18 protein-coding genes and 1 other RNA gene are annotated in these 19,868 nt (G+C 64.2%); 12 read left to right on the plus strand and 7 right to left on the minus strand.

What is annotated here, in order from left to right; genetic code table 11:
• Positions 1-54: 54 nt before the first annotated feature.
• Positions 55-151, minus strand: an RNA gene (gene ffs / locus RFN30_RS20605) — signal recognition particle sRNA small type.
• Positions 152-332: 181 nt separating this feature from the next.
• Between ffs and RFN30_RS20610 the strand changes: the two genes are divergently transcribed.
• The 3 genes from RFN30_RS20610 to RFN30_RS20620 are packed head-to-tail and all read left to right on the plus strand — an operon-like array spanning position 333 to position 2,044.
• Entirely contained in the window at positions 333-752 is a 420-nt protein-coding gene (locus RFN30_RS20610) for an HIT domain-containing protein (RefSeq protein WP_320263917.1), read from the plus strand.
• A gap of 33 nt (positions 753-785) precedes the next feature.
• Positions 786-1,727, plus strand: coding sequence for an NAD(+) diphosphatase (gene nudC / locus RFN30_RS20615; RefSeq protein ID WP_320263918.1), 942 nt, complete (start codon positions 786-788; stop codon positions 1,725-1,727).
• A gap of 14 nt (positions 1,728-1,741) precedes the next feature.
• Complete coding sequence (locus RFN30_RS20620; RefSeq protein ID WP_320263919.1) at positions 1,742-2,044, plus strand: Dabb family protein; 303 nt, start codon at positions 1,742-1,744, stop codon at positions 2,042-2,044.
• Between the two features lie 267 nt (positions 2,045-2,311).
• On the opposite strand, the gene RFN30_RS20625 is transcribed toward RFN30_RS20620, so the two are convergent.
• Complete coding sequence (locus RFN30_RS20625; RefSeq protein ID WP_320263920.1) at positions 2,312-3,175, minus strand: prephenate dehydratase; 864 nt, start codon at positions 3,173-3,175, stop codon at positions 2,312-2,314.
• 26 nt (positions 3,176-3,201) lie between these two features.
• A complete protein-coding gene (locus tag RFN30_RS20630) occupies positions 3,202-3,930 on the minus strand; it encodes a 3-deoxy-manno-octulosonate cytidylyltransferase (RefSeq protein ID WP_320263921.1) in 729 nt (242 codons plus the stop codon).
• 193 nt (positions 3,931-4,123) lie between these two features.
• On the opposite strand from RFN30_RS20630, the gene RFN30_RS20635 reads away from it, so the two are divergent.
• From RFN30_RS20635 to RFN30_RS20665, 7 genes are all read left to right on the plus strand, one after another.
• On the plus strand, positions 4,124-4,789 hold the full coding sequence (locus RFN30_RS20635) for a c-type cytochrome (RefSeq protein ID WP_320263922.1): 666 nt from the start codon (positions 4,124-4,126) through the stop codon (positions 4,787-4,789).
• 158 nt (positions 4,790-4,947) lie between these two features.
• A complete protein-coding gene (locus RFN30_RS20640) occupies positions 4,948-6,846 on the plus strand; it encodes an extracellular solute-binding protein (RefSeq protein ID WP_430699068.1) in 1,899 nt (632 codons plus the stop codon).
• 14 nt (positions 6,847-6,860) lie between these two features.
• Positions 6,861-8,723, plus strand: a complete 1,863-nt coding sequence (locus RFN30_RS20645; RefSeq protein WP_320263923.1) for an extracellular solute-binding protein — start codon at positions 6,861-6,863, stop codon at positions 8,721-8,723.
• 30 nt (positions 8,724-8,753) lie between these two features.
• Positions 8,754-9,848 (plus strand): microcin C ABC transporter permease YejB, encoded by a 1,095-nt coding sequence (locus RFN30_RS20650; protein WP_320263924.1) that lies wholly within the window; start codon positions 8,754-8,756, stop codon positions 9,846-9,848.
• Complete coding sequence (locus RFN30_RS20655) at positions 9,848-10,987, plus strand: ABC transporter permease (RefSeq protein WP_320263925.1); 1,140 nt, start codon at positions 9,848-9,850, stop codon at positions 10,985-10,987. The genes RFN30_RS20650 and RFN30_RS20655 overlap by 1 nt, the downstream gene beginning before the upstream one ends.
• A complete protein-coding gene (locus RFN30_RS20660; protein WP_320263926.1) occupies positions 10,984-12,612 on the plus strand; it encodes an ABC transporter ATP-binding protein in 1,629 nt (542 codons plus the stop codon). The genes RFN30_RS20655 and RFN30_RS20660 overlap by 4 nt, the downstream gene beginning before the upstream one ends.
• 32 nt (positions 12,613-12,644) lie before the next feature.
• Complete coding sequence (locus tag RFN30_RS20665) at positions 12,645-13,586, plus strand: 2-hydroxyacid dehydrogenase (RefSeq protein ID WP_320263927.1); 942 nt, start codon at positions 12,645-12,647, stop codon at positions 13,584-13,586.
• Here RFN30_RS20665 and RFN30_RS20670 read toward each other — a convergent pair.
• Entirely contained in the window at positions 13,580-13,966 is a 387-nt protein-coding gene (locus RFN30_RS20670; RefSeq protein WP_320263928.1) for a hypothetical protein, read from the minus strand. The genes RFN30_RS20665 and RFN30_RS20670 overlap by 7 nt on opposite strands.
• A 77-nt stretch (positions 13,967-14,043) precedes the next feature.
• A complete protein-coding gene (locus tag RFN30_RS20675; protein WP_320263929.1) occupies positions 14,044-14,961 on the minus strand; it encodes a methyltransferase domain-containing protein in 918 nt (305 codons plus the stop codon).
• 107 nt (positions 14,962-15,068) lie between these two features.
• Between RFN30_RS20675 and RFN30_RS20680 the strand changes: the two genes are divergently transcribed.
• Together RFN30_RS20680 and RFN30_RS20685 are read left to right on the plus strand one after the other, a co-directional pair.
• Positions 15,069-16,079, plus strand: coding sequence for a ligase-associated DNA damage response exonuclease (locus RFN30_RS20680; RefSeq protein ID WP_320263930.1), 1,011 nt, complete (start codon positions 15,069-15,071; stop codon positions 16,077-16,079).
• Between the two features lie 244 nt (positions 16,080-16,323).
• On the plus strand, positions 16,324-17,922 hold the full coding sequence (locus tag RFN30_RS20685) for a cisplatin damage response ATP-dependent DNA ligase (protein WP_320263931.1): 1,599 nt from the start codon (positions 16,324-16,326) through the stop codon (positions 17,920-17,922).
• 99 nt (positions 17,923-18,021) lie between these two features.
• On the opposite strand, the gene RFN30_RS20690 is transcribed toward RFN30_RS20685, so the two are convergent.
• Entirely contained in the window at positions 18,022-18,432 is a 411-nt protein-coding gene (locus RFN30_RS20690) for a nuclear transport factor 2 family protein (RefSeq protein WP_320263932.1), read from the minus strand.
• A 112-nt stretch (positions 18,433-18,544) separates the two neighbouring features.
• Complete coding sequence (locus RFN30_RS20695) at positions 18,545-19,744, minus strand: hypothetical protein (protein ID WP_320263933.1); 1,200 nt, start codon at positions 19,742-19,744, stop codon at positions 18,545-18,547.
• Between the last annotated feature and the right edge of the window lie 124 nt (positions 19,745-19,868).

A 19,868-nucleotide genomic window follows, 5' to 3' on the forward strand; every position in this document is an offset into this window, starting at 1 on the left:
TAGTCTCGCCCGCACTGCTCGGCGCCGTCAATGTCGCGGGAGAAAGGCGAAGAGGCGGGAGGCTGGAACAATGACCCGTTCCGGGCTCGTTAGGGCTGCTTCCTTCCGGACCTGACCCGGTTGGCGAGTGGATCGTCCACCACCAACCTCCCGCGCTCCATATCGGCAATTCAGCGGCGAAATGCAAGGGTAGAGGTGAATGACCGGCCAGGCCATGCAACAGACATGGCCTTCAAATCCGCAGTAGCGGCCAATGATTCGCTTGCAGCCATCCTGCCGCCGCTCTAGCGTTCTCCGGTTTGAAAAATATTACAAAAGCGAAGGAAACGCCCATGCTGCCTGGCCTCAAGGCCGGTTTCACACTGGACGCCCGACTGGAGGCGGACAGCGAGCAGCTCATGTGGCTCGGCCTGTGCGAGCTCAGGCTCATGAACGATCGCCGCTGGCCATGGCTGGTCCTGGTGCCGCAGCGGCCGGGGATCGAGGAACTGCACGACATGACGCCGCTCGACCAGGCGATGCTGACCTTCGAGACCAACATGGTGGCGCAGGCGCTAAAAAGGGTGACCGGCTGCACCAAGATCAACACCGGCGCGCTCGGCAATATCGTGCGCCAGCTGCATGTCCACGTCATTGCGCGCAGCGAAGGCGATCCCGGCTGGCCGGGGCCTGTCTGGGGGCATGGCATGCGCGAGCCCTATCAACGTCCCGAACTCCACCGGTTTGCCGAAACGATCAAGGCAGCGCTATAAGCCGACCAGCGTCCACCTGCACTTTGAGTCCCCATGAGCTTTCGCCTGTTTGACGCGCCCTTGCGCGAGCCGAGCCAGTTCGTCGGTTTCGCCGGCAACCAGATCGACCGGCAATCGGAAAACCGCGCCGACGACGCGGTCGAAAAGGCGCTCGCCGAGCGATCGGCGCGGCTGATGCTGATGCATGCCGGCAGGCTTTATCTGAAGCTCGACGACGGCAGGTTCGACCCGTGGTTCGAGGTGGCGGAAAGCCAGGCGTTCGAGATTTCGCTCGACCGCGGCGTGCTGCTCGGCTTTTCCGAGGACGGTCCGGTGCTTGCCGTGCCCGCCGGCATCGAACCGGAAAAGCTCCCCGAGACCGTCAAGGCGATCGACTATCGCTCCGTCTATATGCAGGGGCTGATCGACGAGGCGGCGGCCGGCGCGCTGGCGCAGGGTGCTGCGCTGCTCGCCTGGCATGCCAGCCACGGCTTCTGCAGCAAATGCGGCAGTCCTTCGGAAATGCGCGCCGGCGGCTACAGGCGGCATTGCCCGGCCTGCGGCACCGACCATTTCCCGCGCACCGATCCGGTGGCGATCATGCTGACGGTAACGCGCGACAAATGCCTGCTCGGGCGCGGCCGGCATTTCGGGCCGGGCATGTATTCGGCGCTTGCCGGTTTCATCGAGCCCGGCGAGACGATCGAGGCGGCGGTGCGCCGCGAGACGCTGGAAGAGGCCGGCATAAAGCTGGGCCGGGTCGTCTACCACGCCAGCCAGCCCTGGCCGTTTCCCTATTCGCTGATGATCGGCTGCTTCGGCGAGCCGCTAAACGAGGATATCCAGGCAGACCTCAACGAGCTGGAAGACTGCCGCTGGTTTTTCCGCGACGAGGTGCGCGCGATGTTGGAGAGAACGCATGCCGGCGGCCTGGTCACGCCGCCGAAAGGGGCGATCGCGCACCACCTCATCCGCGCCTGGGTGGACAGCGAATAGGAGCAGGAAGCAAAATGATCCGTCATACCGTCGCGTTCACGCTGAAGCACCCGCCGCATTCGCTGGAGACGAAGCGGTTCCTCCATGATGCCAAGAAGATCCTCACCGGGATCAAGGGTGTGACGCATTTCGAGCAGCTGCGCCAGGTCAGCCCCAAGAACGACTATCACTTCGGCTTCTCGATGGAGTTCGCCGATCAGGCCGCCTACACCCGCTACAACGAGCATCCCGACCACGTAGCATTCGTGCGCGACCGCTGGGTGCCGGAGGTCGAGAAATTTCTCGAAATCGACTATGTCCCGCTCGGCTTTGGCTGAGCTTGGGTCGAGCGCCAACGTCTGAGATTAACGCGGACCTCCATGAGGTCGTCATCCCTGGGCGGAGCGACGCGAAGCGGAGCGCAGACCCTGGGATCCATGCCGTTACCTCAGCCGAGAGACGCCACGGAGCAGAATTCTGGACCGTCGCGGCGCGTCGAAGTCACGGCATGGATCCTCGGGTCTGCGCGCGTCGCTTCGCTCCTTGCTTCGCCCGTGGATGACGAAGCATGAGCGTCTCGGCTAACCTCGCAGGTGCAGCCAGCCCTAATCCGCGACCTTCCACTGCTCGCGCGACGCGCTCGCCGGGTAGACCCCGAGGATGCGCATCTCGCGCGAGAAGAAGCGAAGTTCGTCCAGCGCCAGCTTGACCAGCGGATCGTCGGGGTGACCCTCGATGTCGGCATAGAACAGCGTCGCGGTGAAGGCGCCGAGCTGGTAGCTCTCGAGCTTGGTCATATTGATGCCGTTGGTGGCGAAGCCGCCCATGGCCTTGTAGAGCGCGGCCGGCACGTTGCGGACGCGGAAGATGAAGGTGGTCATCATCCTGGCGTCCGGCGACGGCCGTTCGGCCCATTGCTTGTTCTTGGTCAGGACGACGAAGCGGGTGACGTTGGAGTCGGTGTCCTCGACGTTCTTCTCGATGATGTCGAGGCCGTAAAGCTCGGCGGCGAGCGCAGGGGCGAGGGCCGCCATGGTGCGGTCCTTGACCTCGGAAACCATCTTGGCCGAACCCGCCGTGTCGCCCGCGACGACCGGCTTCCAGCCATTCTTGCGGATGTATTTGCGGCATTGGCCGAGCGCATGGATGTGGCTGTGCACGGTCTTGATCTCTTCGCGCTTGACGCCCGGCAGCACCATCAGCTGGAAATGGATCGGCAGGAAATATTCGCCGACGATATGCAGCCTCGATTCCGGCAGCAGGTGATGGATGTCGGCCACGCGCCCGGCGATCGTGTTCTCGATCGGGATCATGGCGAGCTCGGCCTTGCCGGTCTCGACCGCGTTGAAGGCGTCCTCGAAAGTCGGGCAGGGCAACGGCTCCATCGACGGGAACATGTTGCGGCAGGCGGTATCGGAATTGGCCCCTGGCTCGCCCTGGAAGGATATTCTGTTGGTCTTTTCAGGCATGCGCCGATGTCTCTTCTACGGATGTCTCAGTTTGAAAGGATTTGCCTGGCGCGCTCGAGATCGCCGGGCGTATCGACGCCAAGCGGCAGCGACTGGACAATCTCGGCATCGATGCGCATGCCGGCTTCCAATGCCCGCAGTTGCTCCAGCCGCTCGCGGCGCTCGAGCGGCGACGGCTTCAGCGCGACGAAGCGTTCGAGCGCAGCGCGGCGATAGGCATAAAGGCCGATGTGATGATAGAGCGGCCCCTCCCCCCACGGCGCAGTGGCGCGGGTGAAATAGAGCGCCCTCAGCCTTGTCGCCGAAAGCGGCGAGCCGACGATCTTGACCACGTTCGGATTGGTCCTTTCCTCGTCGCGCACGATCTCGACGCCGAGCGTGGCGATGTCGACCGACGGGTCGGCGAAGGGCCGCAGCGATGCGCCGATGATCTCTGGGTTGATGGTCGGCAGATCGCCCTGCACGTTGACGATGGTTTCGACTTTTTTCTCCGGGTCCAGCGCGGTGAGGGCCTCGAAGATGCGGTCGGATCCCGATTCGTGGTCCGCGCGCGTCATCACCGCCTCGAAACCATGCTCGCGGACCGCCGCGGCAACAGCATCGGTGTCGGTCGCCACCACCACGCGGCCGAGCCCCGCCTCGGCGCCGCGGCGGGCGACATGGACGATCATCGGCGCGCCGCCGATGTCGGCCAGCGGCTTGCCCGGCAGGCGCGTCGAGGCCATGCGGGCGGGGATCAGGATCAATGTCGACATGGGACTTTTAGGGCGGCCGGGAAAGCGGATGGAAAAGTGGCAAAACGTCTCACTGGAAGCGCCCTTATAGGTGTTGCAACGCCGAAGCAAAAGACCTAGTTTCCGCGCGATTTAACTGGCCCGTTCGGGCCTTTCGCTATACCGACGGACGGAGTGGACGGGACGGTCCGCCGGAAAAGGGAGCAAGGGGCGTATGGATTCCAACGAAGTCAACAAGCTGCTCGGCGGATTCCTCGGGACCTGCTTCGTCGTTTTTTCCGTAGGCATCGTTTCCGACGCGCTGTTCGCTTCGCCTGCGCCCGAAAAGCCCGGCTTCGCCATCGAGGCTCAGGAGCCGACCGAGGGCGGTGGCGCGGCTGCCCCAGCCGCCGAGGCCAAGCCGATCGCCGATCTGCTCGCTACCGCCAATGCCGAGGCGGGCGCTGCCATCTTCAAGAAGTGCCAGGCCTGCCATTCCGGTGAGAAGGGCGGCCCGAACAAGGTCGGTCCGGATCTGTGGGACATCGTCGACCGCCCCGTCGCCGAGCACGAAGGCTTCGCCTATTCGGCCGGCATGAAGGATTTCTCCAAGGGCGGCGCCGAGAAGTGGACCTACGACAACCTCAACCACTTCATCACTTCGCCGAAGAAGTTCGTGAAGGGCACGGCGATGGGTTTCGCCGGCCTGCCCAAGGACGAGGACCGCGCCAACGTGATCGCCTATCTGCGCACGCTGTCGGATAATCCGAAGCCGCTGCCGCAGCCGGGTGCTTCAGCCGAAGCCAAGCCTGCCGAAGGCGGCAAGCCCGCGGAAGGCGCGGCACCGGCAAAGCCGGCCGAAGGCGCCGCTCCCGCCAAGCCGGCCGCGCCCGCTCAATAAACAATTTGTAATACAGACCTCCTCAGAAAAGCCGGGTTCGTCCCGGCTTTTCTGTTAGGAAAACCGCATATGCGGCGACAAAAGCCGGCGCTTGCGGTTTTCACCGGCGTCAAATGATCTAGATTGCCGGTGGGTACTGCTCGCGACGAGGAGAACGCATGACGGCTGGCCGCTCCCGGACATCTTTCCTGTCGATGACACTTTTCGCATCGACGCTGGCGCTCGCCTTCGCCGCCGGCCTGCAGGCCAGCGCGGCCGACGAATGGCACACCACCTCCTCGCTGATCGGCCCTTCCAAATACGGCGAGAATTTCCAGCGCTACGACTACGTCAATCCGGATGCCCCGAAGGGCGGCACCTACAACTCCGTCGTTGTCGGCACCTTCGACAGCTTCAACCCATACATCGTGCAGGGAGCGCCGGCCGCCGGCTTCGCAGAGTTCGGCGGCGGCCTGCTTTACGATACGCTGATGGACCAGGCGACCGACGAAGGCAGCGTCAGCCACCCGTTGATTGCCGAGGCCTACAAATACCCGTCGGATTATTCTTCCGCGACCTACCGGCTTGACCCGCGCGCCAAATGGCATGACGGCCAGCCGATCACCGTCGACGATGTGATCTGGTCGTTCCAGGTGCTGAAGGCCAACAGCCCGATGTATAGTCGTTACTTCGAGAACGTGACCGAAGCGGTCGCTGTCTCCGACCGCGAGGTCGAGTTCCATTTCAACCAGAAGGGCAACCGGGAACTACCCAAGATCCTCGGCGATCTCGTCGTGTTGCCGAAACACTGGTGGGAAGGTACCGACGCCAGCGGCAAGAAGCGCGACGTCACCAGGCCGACGCTCGAGCCGCCGCTGGGCTCCGCCGCCTACAAGATCGCCAGCTTCAAGCCGGGCTCGGAAATCGTCTGGCAGCGCGTGCCCGACTATTGGGGCGCCAAGCTGCCAGTGAAGATCGGCCGCGAGAATTTCGATACGCAGCGCTTCACCTACATCCTCGACGACAATGCCGCCTGGCAGGCCTTCACCAAGGGCGGACTTCAGGATCTCAGACCGGAGAACAGCTCGAGGCGCTGGGCGACGTTCTACAATTTCCCGGCGACCAAAGCCGGCGACGTGATCAAGAAGGAGTTCAAGACCACTTCGCCCGAGCCGATGCAGGCTTTCATGCTCAACCAGCGGCGGCCGCTGTTCCAGGATCGGCTGGTGCGCGCCGCGCTGACCTATCCGTTCGACTTCGAAACGATGAACCGCACGCTGTTCTACAATTCGAACACGCGCACTCACAGCTATTTCGAGGGCACGGAGCTGGCGTCGAGCGGACTGCCGCAAGGCAAGGAACTCGAAATTCTCGAAAAGTATCGCGACAAGCTGCCGCCGGAGCTGTTCACGCAGGAATTCAAGCTGCCGGTCTATGACTCGCCGCAGTCGGAACGGAAATATCTGAAGCAGGCGGTCGATCTCTTCGCCAAGGCTGGCTGGGTGATCAAGGGCGGCAAGATGGTGAACGCCAAGACCGGCCAGCCATTCAAGCTCGAGATACTTGGTTCGTCCGACACCGACCAGGTTATCTCCAGTCCCTACATCACCAATCTGCGCAAGATCGGCGTCGACGCCACGCTGCGGATCATCGATCCGACTCAGTACATCAACCGCCGTAATAATTTCGACTACGACGTCATCATCGGCATACTCGGCCAGTCGGAATCGCCCGGCAACGAGCAGCGCGACTTCTGGAGCTCGAAGGCAGCAGACACGCCGGGATCGCGCAACTATTCGGGGATCAAGGACCCGGTCGTCGATGCGCTCGTCGACCACATCATCTTCGCCACCGATCGCGACGATCTCGTCGCCGCCACCCATGCGCTCGATCGGGTGCTGCTGTGGAACTACTATACCGTACCGCAATACTACCGTGCGGTGGTTTGGCTTGCTTATTGGAACAAGTTCGGCATGCCGGAAAAGCAGCCAAGCTATCGTGGCGCCGACATCGATTCCTGGTGGATCGATCCTGCGAAGGAAAAGGCGCTGGCCGCCAAATACGAGGGCCTCAATTGATGGGGCGGCAGGCGATGCTTCCTCGTCGTGACTTCCTGGCGCTCGGCGCCGCCGCGGCAGCCTCGGCGCTGCTTCCCGGCCGGGCTTTCGCCGCCATTCCGGCCGGCGTGAAGGTGCACGGCCTGTCCGCCTTCGGCGACTTGAAATACAAGCCCGACTTCACGCATTTCGACTATGTCAATGTCGATGCGCCGCAAGGCGGCACCTTCAACTTCTCGCCGCCCAATTGGGGCCAGAACCAGAGCCCTTTGACGTTCAACACGCTGAACTCCTTCGTGCCCAAGGGCGACGCGCCGCAGCGCATGGAAATGTGCTTCGATTCGCTGATGGTGCGGGCGATCGACGAGCCCGACGCGGTCTACGGGTTGATCGCCGACGGCGTCACGATTTCAAACGACCGCAACGGCTTCACCTTCTCGCTGCGGCCGCAGGCGCGTTTCCATGACGGCACGCCTCTCACCGCCGACGATGTCGCCTTCACCTTCAAGCTGCTGAAGGACAAGGGGCATCCGGACTATGCGCTGTCGCTGACGCACCTGGATGGTGCGGTGGCGAAGGACACCCGCACGGTCGAGCTCAAATTCTCGGGCAAGCAGTCGGCCCGCACCATCCTCAACGTCGTCGGGTTTCCGATCCTGTCCAAGGCCTTCTTTACGGCCAACCCCTTCGATTCCTCGCAGCTCAATCCGCCGCTCGGCTCGAGCGCCTACAAGGTCGGGCGCTGGTCGGCGGGCGCCTGGATCGAATATGAACGGGTGGCCGACTATTGGGGCAACGACCTGCCGGTCAATCGCGGCCAGAACAATTTCCAGCGTATCCGCATCGAGTTCTACCAGGACCGCACGGCCGGCTTCGAAGCCTTCAAGAAAGGCGAAATCCTCTATCGCGAGGAGTTCACCTCGCGCGTCTGGGCGACGGCCTACGACTTCCCGGCCTTCACCGCCGGCAAGGTGGTCAAGCATGAATTCCCGGCCGAAACGGTGCCCTCGATGCAGGCCACGGCCGTCAACCAGAGGCGGCAGCAATTCCAGGACCCGCGCGTGCGGCAGGCGATCGCGCTCTGCTTCGACTTCGAATGGACACGGCGTAATTTCTTCTACGGCTCCTACCAGCGCTCGCAATCCTGCTTCGAGAAGTCCGACTTTCGCACTGAAGGCGTGCCGTCCCCGGCAGAGCTCGCGCTCTTGGAACCGCTGCGCGATAAGCTGCCGCCGGAAGCCTTCGGCGAGGCGGTGACGCAGCCGGCCTCGGACGGTTCGGGGCGCGACCGGAAGCTGCTCGGCAAGGCGGCGAAGCTGCTTGCCGAGGCCGGCTGGAAACGCTCCGGCGATTTCGTCGTCAACGACAAGGGCGCTCGGCTGCCCGCCGAGTTCCTCGTCGAAGACGAGACCTTCGTGCAAGTCTATTCGCCCTGGGTCGCCAACATGAAGGCGATCGGCATCGATGCCTCCATCCGGCTGGTCGATTCCGCTCAATACCAGCTCAGGCAATCGACATTCGATTTCGACCTGATCTCGGCCGCTTTCTCCTTCAGCGCCACGCCGACCCGCGACGACCTCGAGATCTTCTTCCATTCGCGAAGCGCGTCCGTTTCGGGCTCGCGCAACCTGCCGGGCATAGCGAACTCGGCCATCGACGCCCTGATCGACGCCGTCGGCGCGGCCAAGGACCGCGATAGCCTCACCGTGGCCATGCGGGCGCTCGATCGGGCCTTGCGCGCGCGGCGCGATTGGATTCCAAGTTGGTATCTGGCGAATCACCGAAGCGCCTATTGGGACATGTTCGGCTTTCCCGAGCAGAAGCCCGATTTCGGCTTTCCGGTCGAAGCGCTGTGGTGGGTCGACAAGGGCAAGGCGGCAAAAATTGGCAAAGCCTGACACTCCCCTTCGCGCTGGGCAGGCCGTCTGATGGGCGCTTACATCCTGCGCCGCATTCTTTTGATGATCCCGACGCTGTTCGGCATCATGGCGATCTCCTTCGCCGTCATCCAGTTCGCGCCGGGCGGCCCGGTCGAGCAGGTCATCGCCAAGCTCACCAACCAGGGCGGCACCGATCGCCTCGGCGGCGGCGGTGGCGATGCCGGCGCCAGCAATCTCGACGTCGCCGGCGATGTCGGCTCGAAATACCGCGGCGCGCAAGGGCTCGACCCCGAATTCATCAAGAAGCTCGAAAAGCAGTTCGGCTTCGACAAGCCGCCGCTCGAGCGCTTCGGCATGATGCTGTGGAATTATTCCCGCTTCGATTTCGGCGACAGCTATTTCCGCGACATCTCGGTGCTCGATCTGATCCTGGAAAAGATGCCGGTGTCGATCTCGATCGGGCTGTGGATCACGATTTTGTCCTACCTGATCTCGATCCCGCTCGGCATCCGCAAAGCAGTGCAGGACGGCTCGACCTTCGACGTCTGGACCAGCGGCGTGGTGATCGTCGGCTACGCCATCCCCGGCTTCCTGTTCGGCATCCTTTTGATGGTGCTGTTTGCCGGCGGCTCGTTCTGGGACTGGTTCCCGCTGCGCGGCATCGTTTCCGACAATTGGGACCAGCTGTCCTGGCCGGACAAGATCATCGACTATTTCTGGCACATGACGCTGCCGCTGACCGCGCTGGTGCTGTCGGCCTTCGCCACGACGACGCTGCTTACCAAGAACTCCTTCCTGGAGGAGATCCGCAAGCAATATGTGGTGACGGCGCGCGCCAAGGGCCTGTCTGAGCGCAAGGTGCTCTACGGCCATGTCTTCCGCAACGCCATGCTGATCGTCATCGCCGGCTTCCCCGGCGCCTTCATCTCGGCCTTCTTCACCGGCTCGCTGCTGATCGAGAACATCTTCTCGCTCGACGGGCTCGGCCTGCTCGGCTTCAAATCGGTGATCGACCGCGACTATCCGGTGGTCTTTGCCAATCTCTACATCTTCTCGCTGCTCGGCCTGTTCGTCGGCCTGCTGTCGGACCTGATCTACACCTGGGTCGATCCGCGCATCGATTTCGAGCGGAGAGACATCTGATGGCGGTAGCCTCGGCCGAAACCAAGCCGGCCCGCGCCGCCCGGCCGCGGCTCTCGCCGCTCAACCAGCGGCGGCTGCAGAATTTCAAGGCGAACCGGCGCGGCTACTGGTCGCTGTGGATCTTCCTCATCCTGTTCGTGCTGTCGCTGTTTTCCGAGCTGATCGCCAACGACAAGCCGATCATCGCTTCCTACAAGGGCGAGATCCTGTTTCCGGTGCTGGTCGCCTATCCGGAAGAGAAGTTCGGCGGCTTCTACGCCGTCACCGACTATCGCGATCCGGTCATCCAGGACGAGATCAATGCCAATGGCTGGATGATCTGGCCGCCGGTGCGCTACTCCTATCAGACGGTCAACAACGCCATCCCCGAAGCGGCTCCCGCCAAGCCGTCCTGGCTCTATGACAAGAAGGCGCGCTGCAGCCAGTATCCGCAAGGCGAGGCCGATCCCAACTGCGTTGTCGGCAACTGGAACTGGCTGGGCACCGATGACCAGGCGCGCGACGTGCTGGCGCGCGTGCTCTACGGCTTCCGCATCTCGGTGCTGTTCGGCCTGATCCTGACGCTCGGCTCCTCGCTGATCGGCGTCGCGGCGGGCGCCGTGCAGGGCTATTTCGGCGGCTGGACGGACCTTCTGTTCCAGCGCTTCATCGAGATCTGGTCGGCGATCCCGGTGCTCTATCTGCTGCTCATCGTCTCCGCGATACTGCCGCCCGGTTTCTTCATCCTGCTCGGCCTGATGCTGTTGTTCTCCTGGGTGGCGCTGGTCGGCGTGGTGCGCGCCGAGTTCCTGCGCGCGCGCAACTTCGAATATGTCAACGCGGCCCGCGCGCTCGGCGTGCCCAACCTCACCATCATGTTCCGCCACCTGTTGCCCAACGCCATGGTGGCGACGCTGACCTTCCTGCCCTTCCTGCTCTCAGGCTCGATCTCGACGCTGACCTCGCTCGACTATCTCGGCTTCGGCCTGCCGCCCGGCGCCGCCTCGCTCGGCGAATTGCTCAAGCAGGCGCAGCGCAATCTCAACGCGCCCTGGCTCGGCATTTCCGGCTTCATCGTCATCTCGCTGATGCTGTCGCTGCTGGTGTTCATCGGCGAGGCGACGCGCGACGCCTTCGATCCGCGCAAGACGTTCAAATGAGCGAGCCCCTGCTTTCCGTCCGCGATTTGAGCGTCGCCTTCGCGCAAGGCGGCACGCAGTCGACGGCCGTCGACCACATCTCCTTCGACATCGCCAAGGGCGAGACGCTGGCGCTGGTCGGCGAATCCGGATCGGGCAAATCGGTCTCGGCGCTCTCCGTGCTGAAGCTCTTGCCCTATCCCGCGGCCAGCCATCCTTCGGGAAAGATCCTGTTCCATGGCGCCGATCTGCTGAGCGCCAACGAGAAGACGCTGCGCGGCGTGCGCGGCAACAAGATCACCATGATCTTCCAGGAGCCGATGACCTCGCTCAATCCGCTGCACACGATCGAGCAGCAGATTGTCGAGGTGCTGAAGCTGCACCAAGGTCTCGGCGACAGACAGGCGCGGGCGCACACGCTGGAACTGCTGACCGAGGTCGGCATACGCGATCCGCAGAAGCGGCTCGACGCCTATCCGCACCAGCTCTCGGGCGGCCAGCGGCAACGCGTCATGATCGCCATGGCCTTGGCCAACGAGCCGGAGCTCTTGATCGCCGACGAGCCGACGACGGCGCTCGACGTCACCGTGCAGGCGCAGATTCTCGAACTGCTCGCCGGCTTGAAAAGCCGCAAGGGCATGTCGATGCTCTTCATCACCCACGACCTCGGCATCGTGAGAAAGATCGCCGACCGCGTCTGCGTGATGACCAAGGGCAAAATAGTCGAGACCGGCCCGACCAGGGAGATCTTCGCCAACCCGCAGCACGCCTACACCAAGCACCTCCTGGCCGCCGAACCGAAGGGCAAGCCGCCGGCGGCGAATGCCGATGCCAAGGCGGTGATGACCGGCAAGGACATTAAGGTCTGGTTCCCGATCAAGCGCGGCTTCTTCCGCCGCACCGTCGACCATGTGAAGGCCGTGGACGGCATCGACGTCACCGTGCGCGCCGGCCAGACGCTCGGCGTCGTCGGCGAGTCCGGCTCCGGCAAGACGACGCTCGGCCTGGCCTTGGCGAGGATGATCTCGTCGACGGGCGCGATCAATTTCAATGGGCAGGACATCAACCAGCTTTCCTTCAGCGCCATGCGGCCGCTGCGACGCGAGCTGCAGATCGTCTTCCAGGATCCGTTCGGATCCTTGAGCCCGCGCATGTCGGTCGCCGAGATCATCGAGGAAGGGCTGAAGATCCACGCGCCGAAACTCTCGCCCGACGAGCGCGACGACAAGGTGGTCGAAGTGCTGAAGGAAGTCGGCCTCGACCCCGAGACGCGCCACCGCTATCCGCATGAATTTTCCGGCGGCCAGCGCCAGCGCGTCGCGATCGCGCGGGCCATGGTGCTCAACCCGCGCTTCGTCATGCTCGACGAGCCGACCTCGGCGCTCGACATGAGCGTGCAGGCGCAGGTCGTCGATCTTTTGCGCAACCTGCAGGCCAGGCACAATCTCGCCTATCTCTTCATCAGCCACGACCTGAAGGTCATCCGCGCCCTTGCCAATGACGTCATCGTCATGCGCAATGGCCAGATCGTCGAAGCCGGGCCGGCTGAACAGATTTTCGACCGCCCGCAAACCGACTACACGCGGGCGCTGATCTCGGCCGCGTTCCGGATCGAAACGGCGCCGACCGGCGTCGTCAGCGAATAGGCTGAACCGAATACAGGGAAGACACTCCGCGAATGGAAAAAGGCAAAATCCTGCTTGCCCTCACCGGCTTTCACCCGCAGCGCTGGCGCGAACTGCTCGCAGCCGAGCGCGAGGTGGTGCTGGAGCCCGATGGTCCCAGCGATCCCTCGATCGCCTATGCGGTGGTGTGGAAGCAGAAACCCAACCTTTTGTCGTCGCTGCCCAATTTGCGCGCCATCTTCTCGATCGGCGCCGGCGTCGACCACATCTTCGCCGATCCCGGCCTGCCCGACGTGCCGATCGTCAGGGTCGTCGCCGACAATCTCACCCAGCACATGACCGAATATGTCGTCTGGCGGGTGCTCGACCACCATCGCCAGAGCATGCTCTACCGGGCGCAGCAGCAGAAGAAGATCTGGCGCGAGCCGCCGCAGCGCGCGGCGGAAGACATCTCCGTCGGCATCATGGGTCTCGGCAATCTCGGCCGCGCAGCGGCCTCGGTGCTGCTCTCGCTCGGCTTCGCCGTGAACGGCTGGTCGCGCACCGAGCGGCCGATGAAGGGCGTTTCGACCTATTCCGGCGAAGCGGGGCTGATCCCCTTCCTCAACGCCACCGATATACTGGTGGTGCTGCTGCCGCTTACGCCCAACACGCAAGGCATCGTCAATTACGGCGTGCTGAAGGAATTGCGCCGGCGCAACGGCCTCGGCGGCGCGGTGCTGATCAATGCCGGGCGCGGGCGGCTGCAAAAGGACGCCGACATCCTGCGGGCGCTGGACGACGGCACGCTGAAGGAAGCGAGCCTCGACGTGTTCGAGGTCGAGCCGCTGCCGAAGACAAGCCCGCTGTGGAGCCATCCCAAGGTGTTCGTGACGCCACATGCGGCGGCGACCTCCGACCCGGTCCATCTGGTGCCGATCATGCTTCGGCAGATGGATGCCTTCGAGCGCGGCGAAAAGCTCGAGAACCTGGTCGACCGCGAAGCGGGTTACTGAGTCGGCGAAGACGGCTTAGAGCCGGGCAGCGCGAACTTGTCCTTCTTCTTCGGCTTGCCGCAGTCGCGCCGGTCGATCGACCGGCTCATGGCGTCGATCTCGCCGCTTGCCTTGTCGCTGTCGCGCTGCGCCTTCGAGCGCATGTCCGGCGTGAACGGGCCGAAACCCATCGCCGGGTTGGAGAAACTCGGCTTGGCGGTGACCGGCAGATTGTATTGCTGCGCCACCTGACTGCGCTGCGCCAGCAATTGGTCGCAAGGCACATCGTCATATTGCAGCGAGGATTGCACAGCCTCGTCCTGGCGTTCGGCCATCGAGGTGCCGCCGACGCAGCCCGCCGTCATCAGGCAAGACGCCAACACAACCATGTTCCAGCGCATGGTATCCCTCCGTGCGGTATCCGCCCAAGCATAACCCCGACCATGCGATTCGGGCTTTTTCGCGAGCAGCCGTCGCCTCATTCGGCCAGCCTGCGACCAGCTATTACCGCGAGCCCTCCTACAGGCTCGCCGCGGTCATGCCGGATGGTCGTGCGCTCCAGCGACAGGATCGCAAACCCGCTGGCGGCGAGAACCCGCCGCACATAGGCCTCGGAATGCGCGTAGCGCCGCGACGGCAGCAAGGCGAAGTCATCGCCGCCGGCAGTGGTCTCCACCGAGAACGCGAACACGCCGTCATCGGCGAGCGTATCGGCAACGGCTCCGACAATGCGTTCGAGCGCGCCGACATAGATGAACACGTCGGCCGCGACCACCAGGTCGGCTTTCGGGCCAGCATAAGAGAAGTGCTGGAGGTCGGCCCTGGAGAGCTGGTCGTAGATGCCTTTGGCGCGCGCCTTGCGCAACATGCCGGCCGAGATGTCGCAGCCCTCGAGCCGATCGACGATCGGCCGCAGCCTTTCGCCCATCAGGCCGGTGCCGCAGCCGAGGTCGAGGGCCAGCCGAAACCGGCCTGGCCTGGCCAGGCGAATGGCCCGGTCGAGGACATCCGGCATCCGGTAGCCGAGTTTTTCGACCAGCGATTCCTCGAAACCGTCGGCATAGTGATCGAACAATGTCTCGACGAATGCGCCGGGCGGAGCGGATGCCGCCGGCGCATGGCCGATCAGTTGCAGCTTGAGCGAGGCGCCAAGGCGATCCGCCGGATCGAGCTTCAGCGCCATCGTCCATGCCTGCGCGGCCTGGTCGAGAAGGCCCGCCGCTTCCTGCATCTCGCCGAGCCGGAACCAGCCCGCCGCCCATTGCGGCGCCAGCTCCAGCGCGCCGAGCAGAAGCTCCGCCGCCTGCGCGGGCTCGCCGGAGGCCAGCAGCATCTCGGCGAAGTCGGCGCGACGGTCGGCGGTCAAGTCGCCGGACGAAGCCTGAAGCGGTTTCATGGTTGAAGGATCCGACCGGCAAAGCGAACCGGCGGCCGGCTGTAGGACGAGTCAGCAGTCTCTTGCAACAGGCTTCCCGCGGCGAATTTTGCCATTATCTTCAAGCCATGCGCGCCAGCGACCTGCTCAAGCCTCGACCGGAAGGGCTCTACTGCCCGCCAGGCGATTTCTTCATCGATCCGGTGCGGCCGGTGAGCCGCGCGCTGATCACGCATGGCCACTCCGACCATGCGCGCTCTGGCCACCGCTCGGTGCTTGCGACGCGGCAGACACTCGACATCATGGGGCTGCGCTACGGCGAGGATTTTGCCGGGACAACCCAGGCAGCCATCCTCGGCGAGGCGATCGATATCAACGGCGTCGCCGTCACTTTCCACCCGGCCGGCCACGTGCTGGGCTCGGCGCAGATCGCCGTCGAGCACCAGGGCATGCGCATCGTCGCCTCCGGCGACTACAAGCGCCAGAAGGACGCCACCTGCCTGCCGTTCGAGCCGGTGCCCTGCGATGTCTTCATCACCGAGGCGACGTTCGGCCTGCCTGTGTTCCGGCATCCGCCGGATCACGAGGAGATCGCGCGTGTCCTCAAATCGGCGGCGCAGTTTCCCGAGCGCTCGCATCTGATCGGCGCCTATGCGCTCGGCAAGGCGCAGCGCGTGATGCGGCTGTTGCGCGACGCCGGTTATGACAGGCCTATTTACATCCACGGCGCGCTGGCCAAGCTCAGCGAGTATTACCAGAGCCAGGGGATCGATCTCGGCGAGCTTGAACCCGGAACCGTGGAAAGCGGCGGCAAGGCCGACTTCACCGGCGCCATCGTCGTCGGCCCGCCGGCGGCCTTCGCCGACCGCTGGGCGCGGCGCTTTCCCGACCCGATCTCCTGCTTTGCTTCAGGCTGGATGCGAATCCGCCAGCGCGCCAAGCAGGGCGGCGTCGAGCTGCCGCTGATCATCTCCGACCATGCCGACTGGGACGAGCTCACCGCCACGATCAAGGAGACGGGCGCCGAGGAAATCTGGGTGACGCACGGCCGCGAGGAAGCGCTGGTGCGCTGGTGCGAGCTGGAGGGCATCGCGGCCAGGCCGCTGCATCTCGTGGGGTACGAGGACGAGGGCGATTGATGGTGTTTTTCGATCCAGAAGTCGCCGATGCGGCGCTCTACGGCGCCCCCCTCTGTCCTGCCGGACATCTCCCCCACAAGGGGGGAGATTGGCGGTTTGGCCGCTGGCGCTTCTTTTGCGCCGTTGGCGATTGGCGAAAGCGACGGCGACATCCGATCTCCCCCCAAGTGGGGGAGATGTCCGGCAGGACAGAGGGGGGCGCGACAGAACGCAAACCTCGCCTATTGGTGCAGGCCGCAAAGCCATGAACCGCTTCGCCGAGCTCCTCGACCGTCTCGTCCTGACGCCGTCGCGCAACGGCAAGCTGACGCTGCTTACCGACTATTTCCGCAGTGTCGAGGATCCCGACCGCGGGCTGGCACTCGCCGCGATCACCGGCGATCTGTCGATCGCTTCGGTGAAGCCGGCGATGCTGCGCGCGCTGGTGGTCGAGCGCATGGACCCGGTGCTGTTCGGCTATTCCTACGACTATGTCGGCGATCTCGCCGAGACGGTGTCGCTGGTCTGGCCGCAGCCGGCCGGGCACATCCCGAACCACGCGCCGACGCTGGCCGAGGTCGTCGGCAAGCTGCAGGCGGCGAGCCGCTCCGACGGGCCGCAGGTGCTGGCGCGGCTGCTCGACAGCGCCAGCATCTCGGCGCGCTTCGCCATCATCAAGCTGGTCACCGGCGGCCTGCGCATCGGCGTTTCGGCGCGGCTCGCCAAGCAGGCGCTGGCCGATCTCGGCCAGGTCGACGTGGTCGAGATCGAGGAGCTCTGGCACGGGCTGACGCCGCCTTACACCGAGCTCTTCGCGTGGCTGGAAGGCCGGGCGGAGAAGCCGAGGAGCGCAGCGCTCGCCCTGTTCAGGCCGGTGATGCTTTCCAACGCTGTCGACGACGGCGACCTCGAAAAGCTCGACCACGCCGACTACGCGGCGGAGTGGAAGTGGGACGGCATCCGCGTCCAGGCGGTGTGCGAAGGCGGCGTCCGCCGGCTTTATTCGCGCACCGGCGACGACGTCTCGGGCGCGTTTCCGGACCTTGCCGCGGCGATGGATTTCGAGGCGGCGCTCGACGGCGAGCTGCTGGTCGGCGATCCGCGCGAGGCGACCGGAACCTTCTCCGACCTGCAGCAGCGGCTGAACCGCAAAAGCGTGTCGCCAAAAATCCAGCAGCAATATCCGGCCTTCATGCGCTGCTACGATGCATTGCAGATCGACGGCGAGGATTTGCGCTCGCTGCCATTCACCGAACGCCGGAGCCGGCTCGAAGCCTTCGTCCGCACGCTCGACCCCAGCCGCTTCGACCTCTCGCCGCTGGTCGAGTTTCCGGATTGGGAGACGCTGGAGCGGCTGCGCCAGGCGCCGCCGCATCCGATCATCGAAGGGGTGATGCTGAAGCGCTGGGATTCGCCCTATCTTGCCGGCCGGCCGAAAGGCCCCTGGTTCAAATGGAAGCGCGATCCGCACACGGTCGACGCGGTGCTGATGTATGCGCAGCGCGGCCACGGCAAGCGCTCGAGCTTCTATTCCGACTACACCTTTGGTGTCTGGTCTGGGCCGGAGGGCTCGGAAGAGCTTGTGCCGGTCGGCAAGGCCTATTTCGGCTTCACCGACGAGGAGCTGCGGCAGATCGACAAATATGTCCGCGACAACACGATCGAGCGTTTTGGGCCAGTGCGCTCGGTGCGCGCCGACCGCAACAACGGCCTGGTGCTGGAAGTGGCCTTCGAAGGCCTCAACCGCTCGACGCGCCACAAATCGGGGGTCGCGATGCGCTTTCCCCGCATCTCGCGGCTGCGCTGGGACAAGCCCGCAGCCGAGGCCGACCGTATCGAGACGTTGCAGGCACTGCTCGATTAATGCATGTCGCCCGAAAGTGCGCAGTGGTTTGGGGGAACGGCATGCATCAAAACAAAGACCTAAAGCCCGTCGCCTGAATCCGTTTCGTTGCGACGTGCTTTAGGGTTCTTCGATCGCCGGGACGGAGTGGTGCTCGTGCATGAAGGTCCACTGTCCGGCGATTTTCTCGAAACAGATGGTCAGTCGGAAGTCCAGGTCGTTGGATCCGGTCGCCTTCACCTCGACGCAGCGCATCAATGCAATTGCAAAAGCCACGTCCGTACCGGCAGTGATTTTCAGATCGACGATGTCGAACACAGGTGTCTGCGGCGAGGCGCCAAAGAACAAAGGCCAGGTGTCCCGATAGGCCTCGATGCCTCTGGATTGCAGCGGGGGCGGCACGTCGAACATGACGAAATCCGGCGCGTGATGACGCAGAATTCCGTCCATGTCCTTCCGGCGCACGGCATCAGCCCACTGTTCTATCAGGCCTCGAACGTCCTCGACTTCTTTCGAATGCATGGCGTTCATCGCGTCTTCCTCTTCTTGTGCCGGAAGCGCCGGACGATCCAGACCGAGCGAATGCGCGCCCGCACCTAGTCTTCCTCCGAAGAACGATCCTGGACGTGAATTGCTTCCGCAATTACTCCGCGATCGACACGCGGATCTCGTAGATGTCGACGGACTTGCCCTGCTTGTCGAAGTCGGAATTGACGGCGATGGTGCCGGCGGCGCCCGGATGCTTGGCCGGGAACTGCACATCGAACAGGTATTCGTTACGCTCGTGGCCGACGGCGTAGCGCTTGCGGCCGCAATCGCCGAACTCGCCGAAATTGCAGTCCACCGAGATCTGAGTCTCCTTGCCTTCTTCCGAACGGGCGATGATGTCGAACATGGCATGCTTGCCGGCGAGCTTTTCCAGCACGCCCTGGCCGACATCAAAGGCGATGGCCGAGCCGGATGCGCCCGAGCGGATGCGCAGGAACTGGCCGGTGTCGTCCTTCATCACATCGGCGCCGGCGTCGGACGGGGTGCTGACATGAGTCGGATCGGCGGGCGAAAAGACGTTGATCCAGTTCTTCGACTGGTCGGCTTCGCCGGGCTTCTGCGGCGACCCGGTTTCGCCCGGCTGCGAGGAGTCTTCGTCCTCCAGCGTCGGTGTCGGCTCCGGCGGACCGGTGTCAAGCTCGGCCGCCGTCTTGAAGACGCCGGTCTGCTTCGCGAAATAGAGGCCGATGCCGGCGGCTGCAATGAGCGTCGCGGCAACGAAGATGGCGGTGAGCGGCAGCCGCCGGCCCCGGATCCGCCGTTCGTCGCGATCCGGCGCCACTTCGGCGCCGTTGCCGACGGAAGCTCCGGGGGAATCGTCAAGGGTCGGCGCGTTCGGAAGCGCCTCGCCCGGCATGATGTCGGGCACGCGGGGCAGCACGCGCGAGCGTGGCGCATCCGATGCAGGCTGCACCGGACCGTCGATCGTGATCGACGGCGACGGCGCCGCCTGGGTCGGTCCCCGCGGCGCATCCACCGACGGCGCGGAAGACTGGGCCGGCGTGTCGACCGAGGGCGCCGGCGCGGCGTCGCTGGCGAACGTGCCGTTCTCGGATGGGAGCGTGACGTCAGGGACGGCCTGGACGGCCGGCAGGAATTCGGATTCGATCTCGGCGATCTTGGCCTGCACCGCCTTGCGGCGGTTGATGGCGGCCTCCACCGTCACATTCGGATTGGCCTGCAGCACGCGATCGAGCGCGGCGAAGGCCGAGCGATAGACCTTCTCGCGAAACACCCGGTCTTCGGCATTGCCTTTCTCGAAGGCGTTGCGGATCGCTTTCTCGATGGCGTCCAAGCAAGCTCCCTCTGCGCGTTCGCTCACAGTTATCGATCGTTAGCCGCAGGCGACCAATCAATCAACGGACGGGCGGCTGCCTTGCCGACGCATCCAATGCCCATTTCGGCGTTTTTTGTTGAAG

This window comes from Mesorhizobium dulcispinae (assembly GCF_033977345.1).
Classification (GTDB): Bacteria; Pseudomonadota; Alphaproteobacteria; order Rhizobiales; family Rhizobiaceae; genus Mesorhizobium; species Mesorhizobium dulcispinae.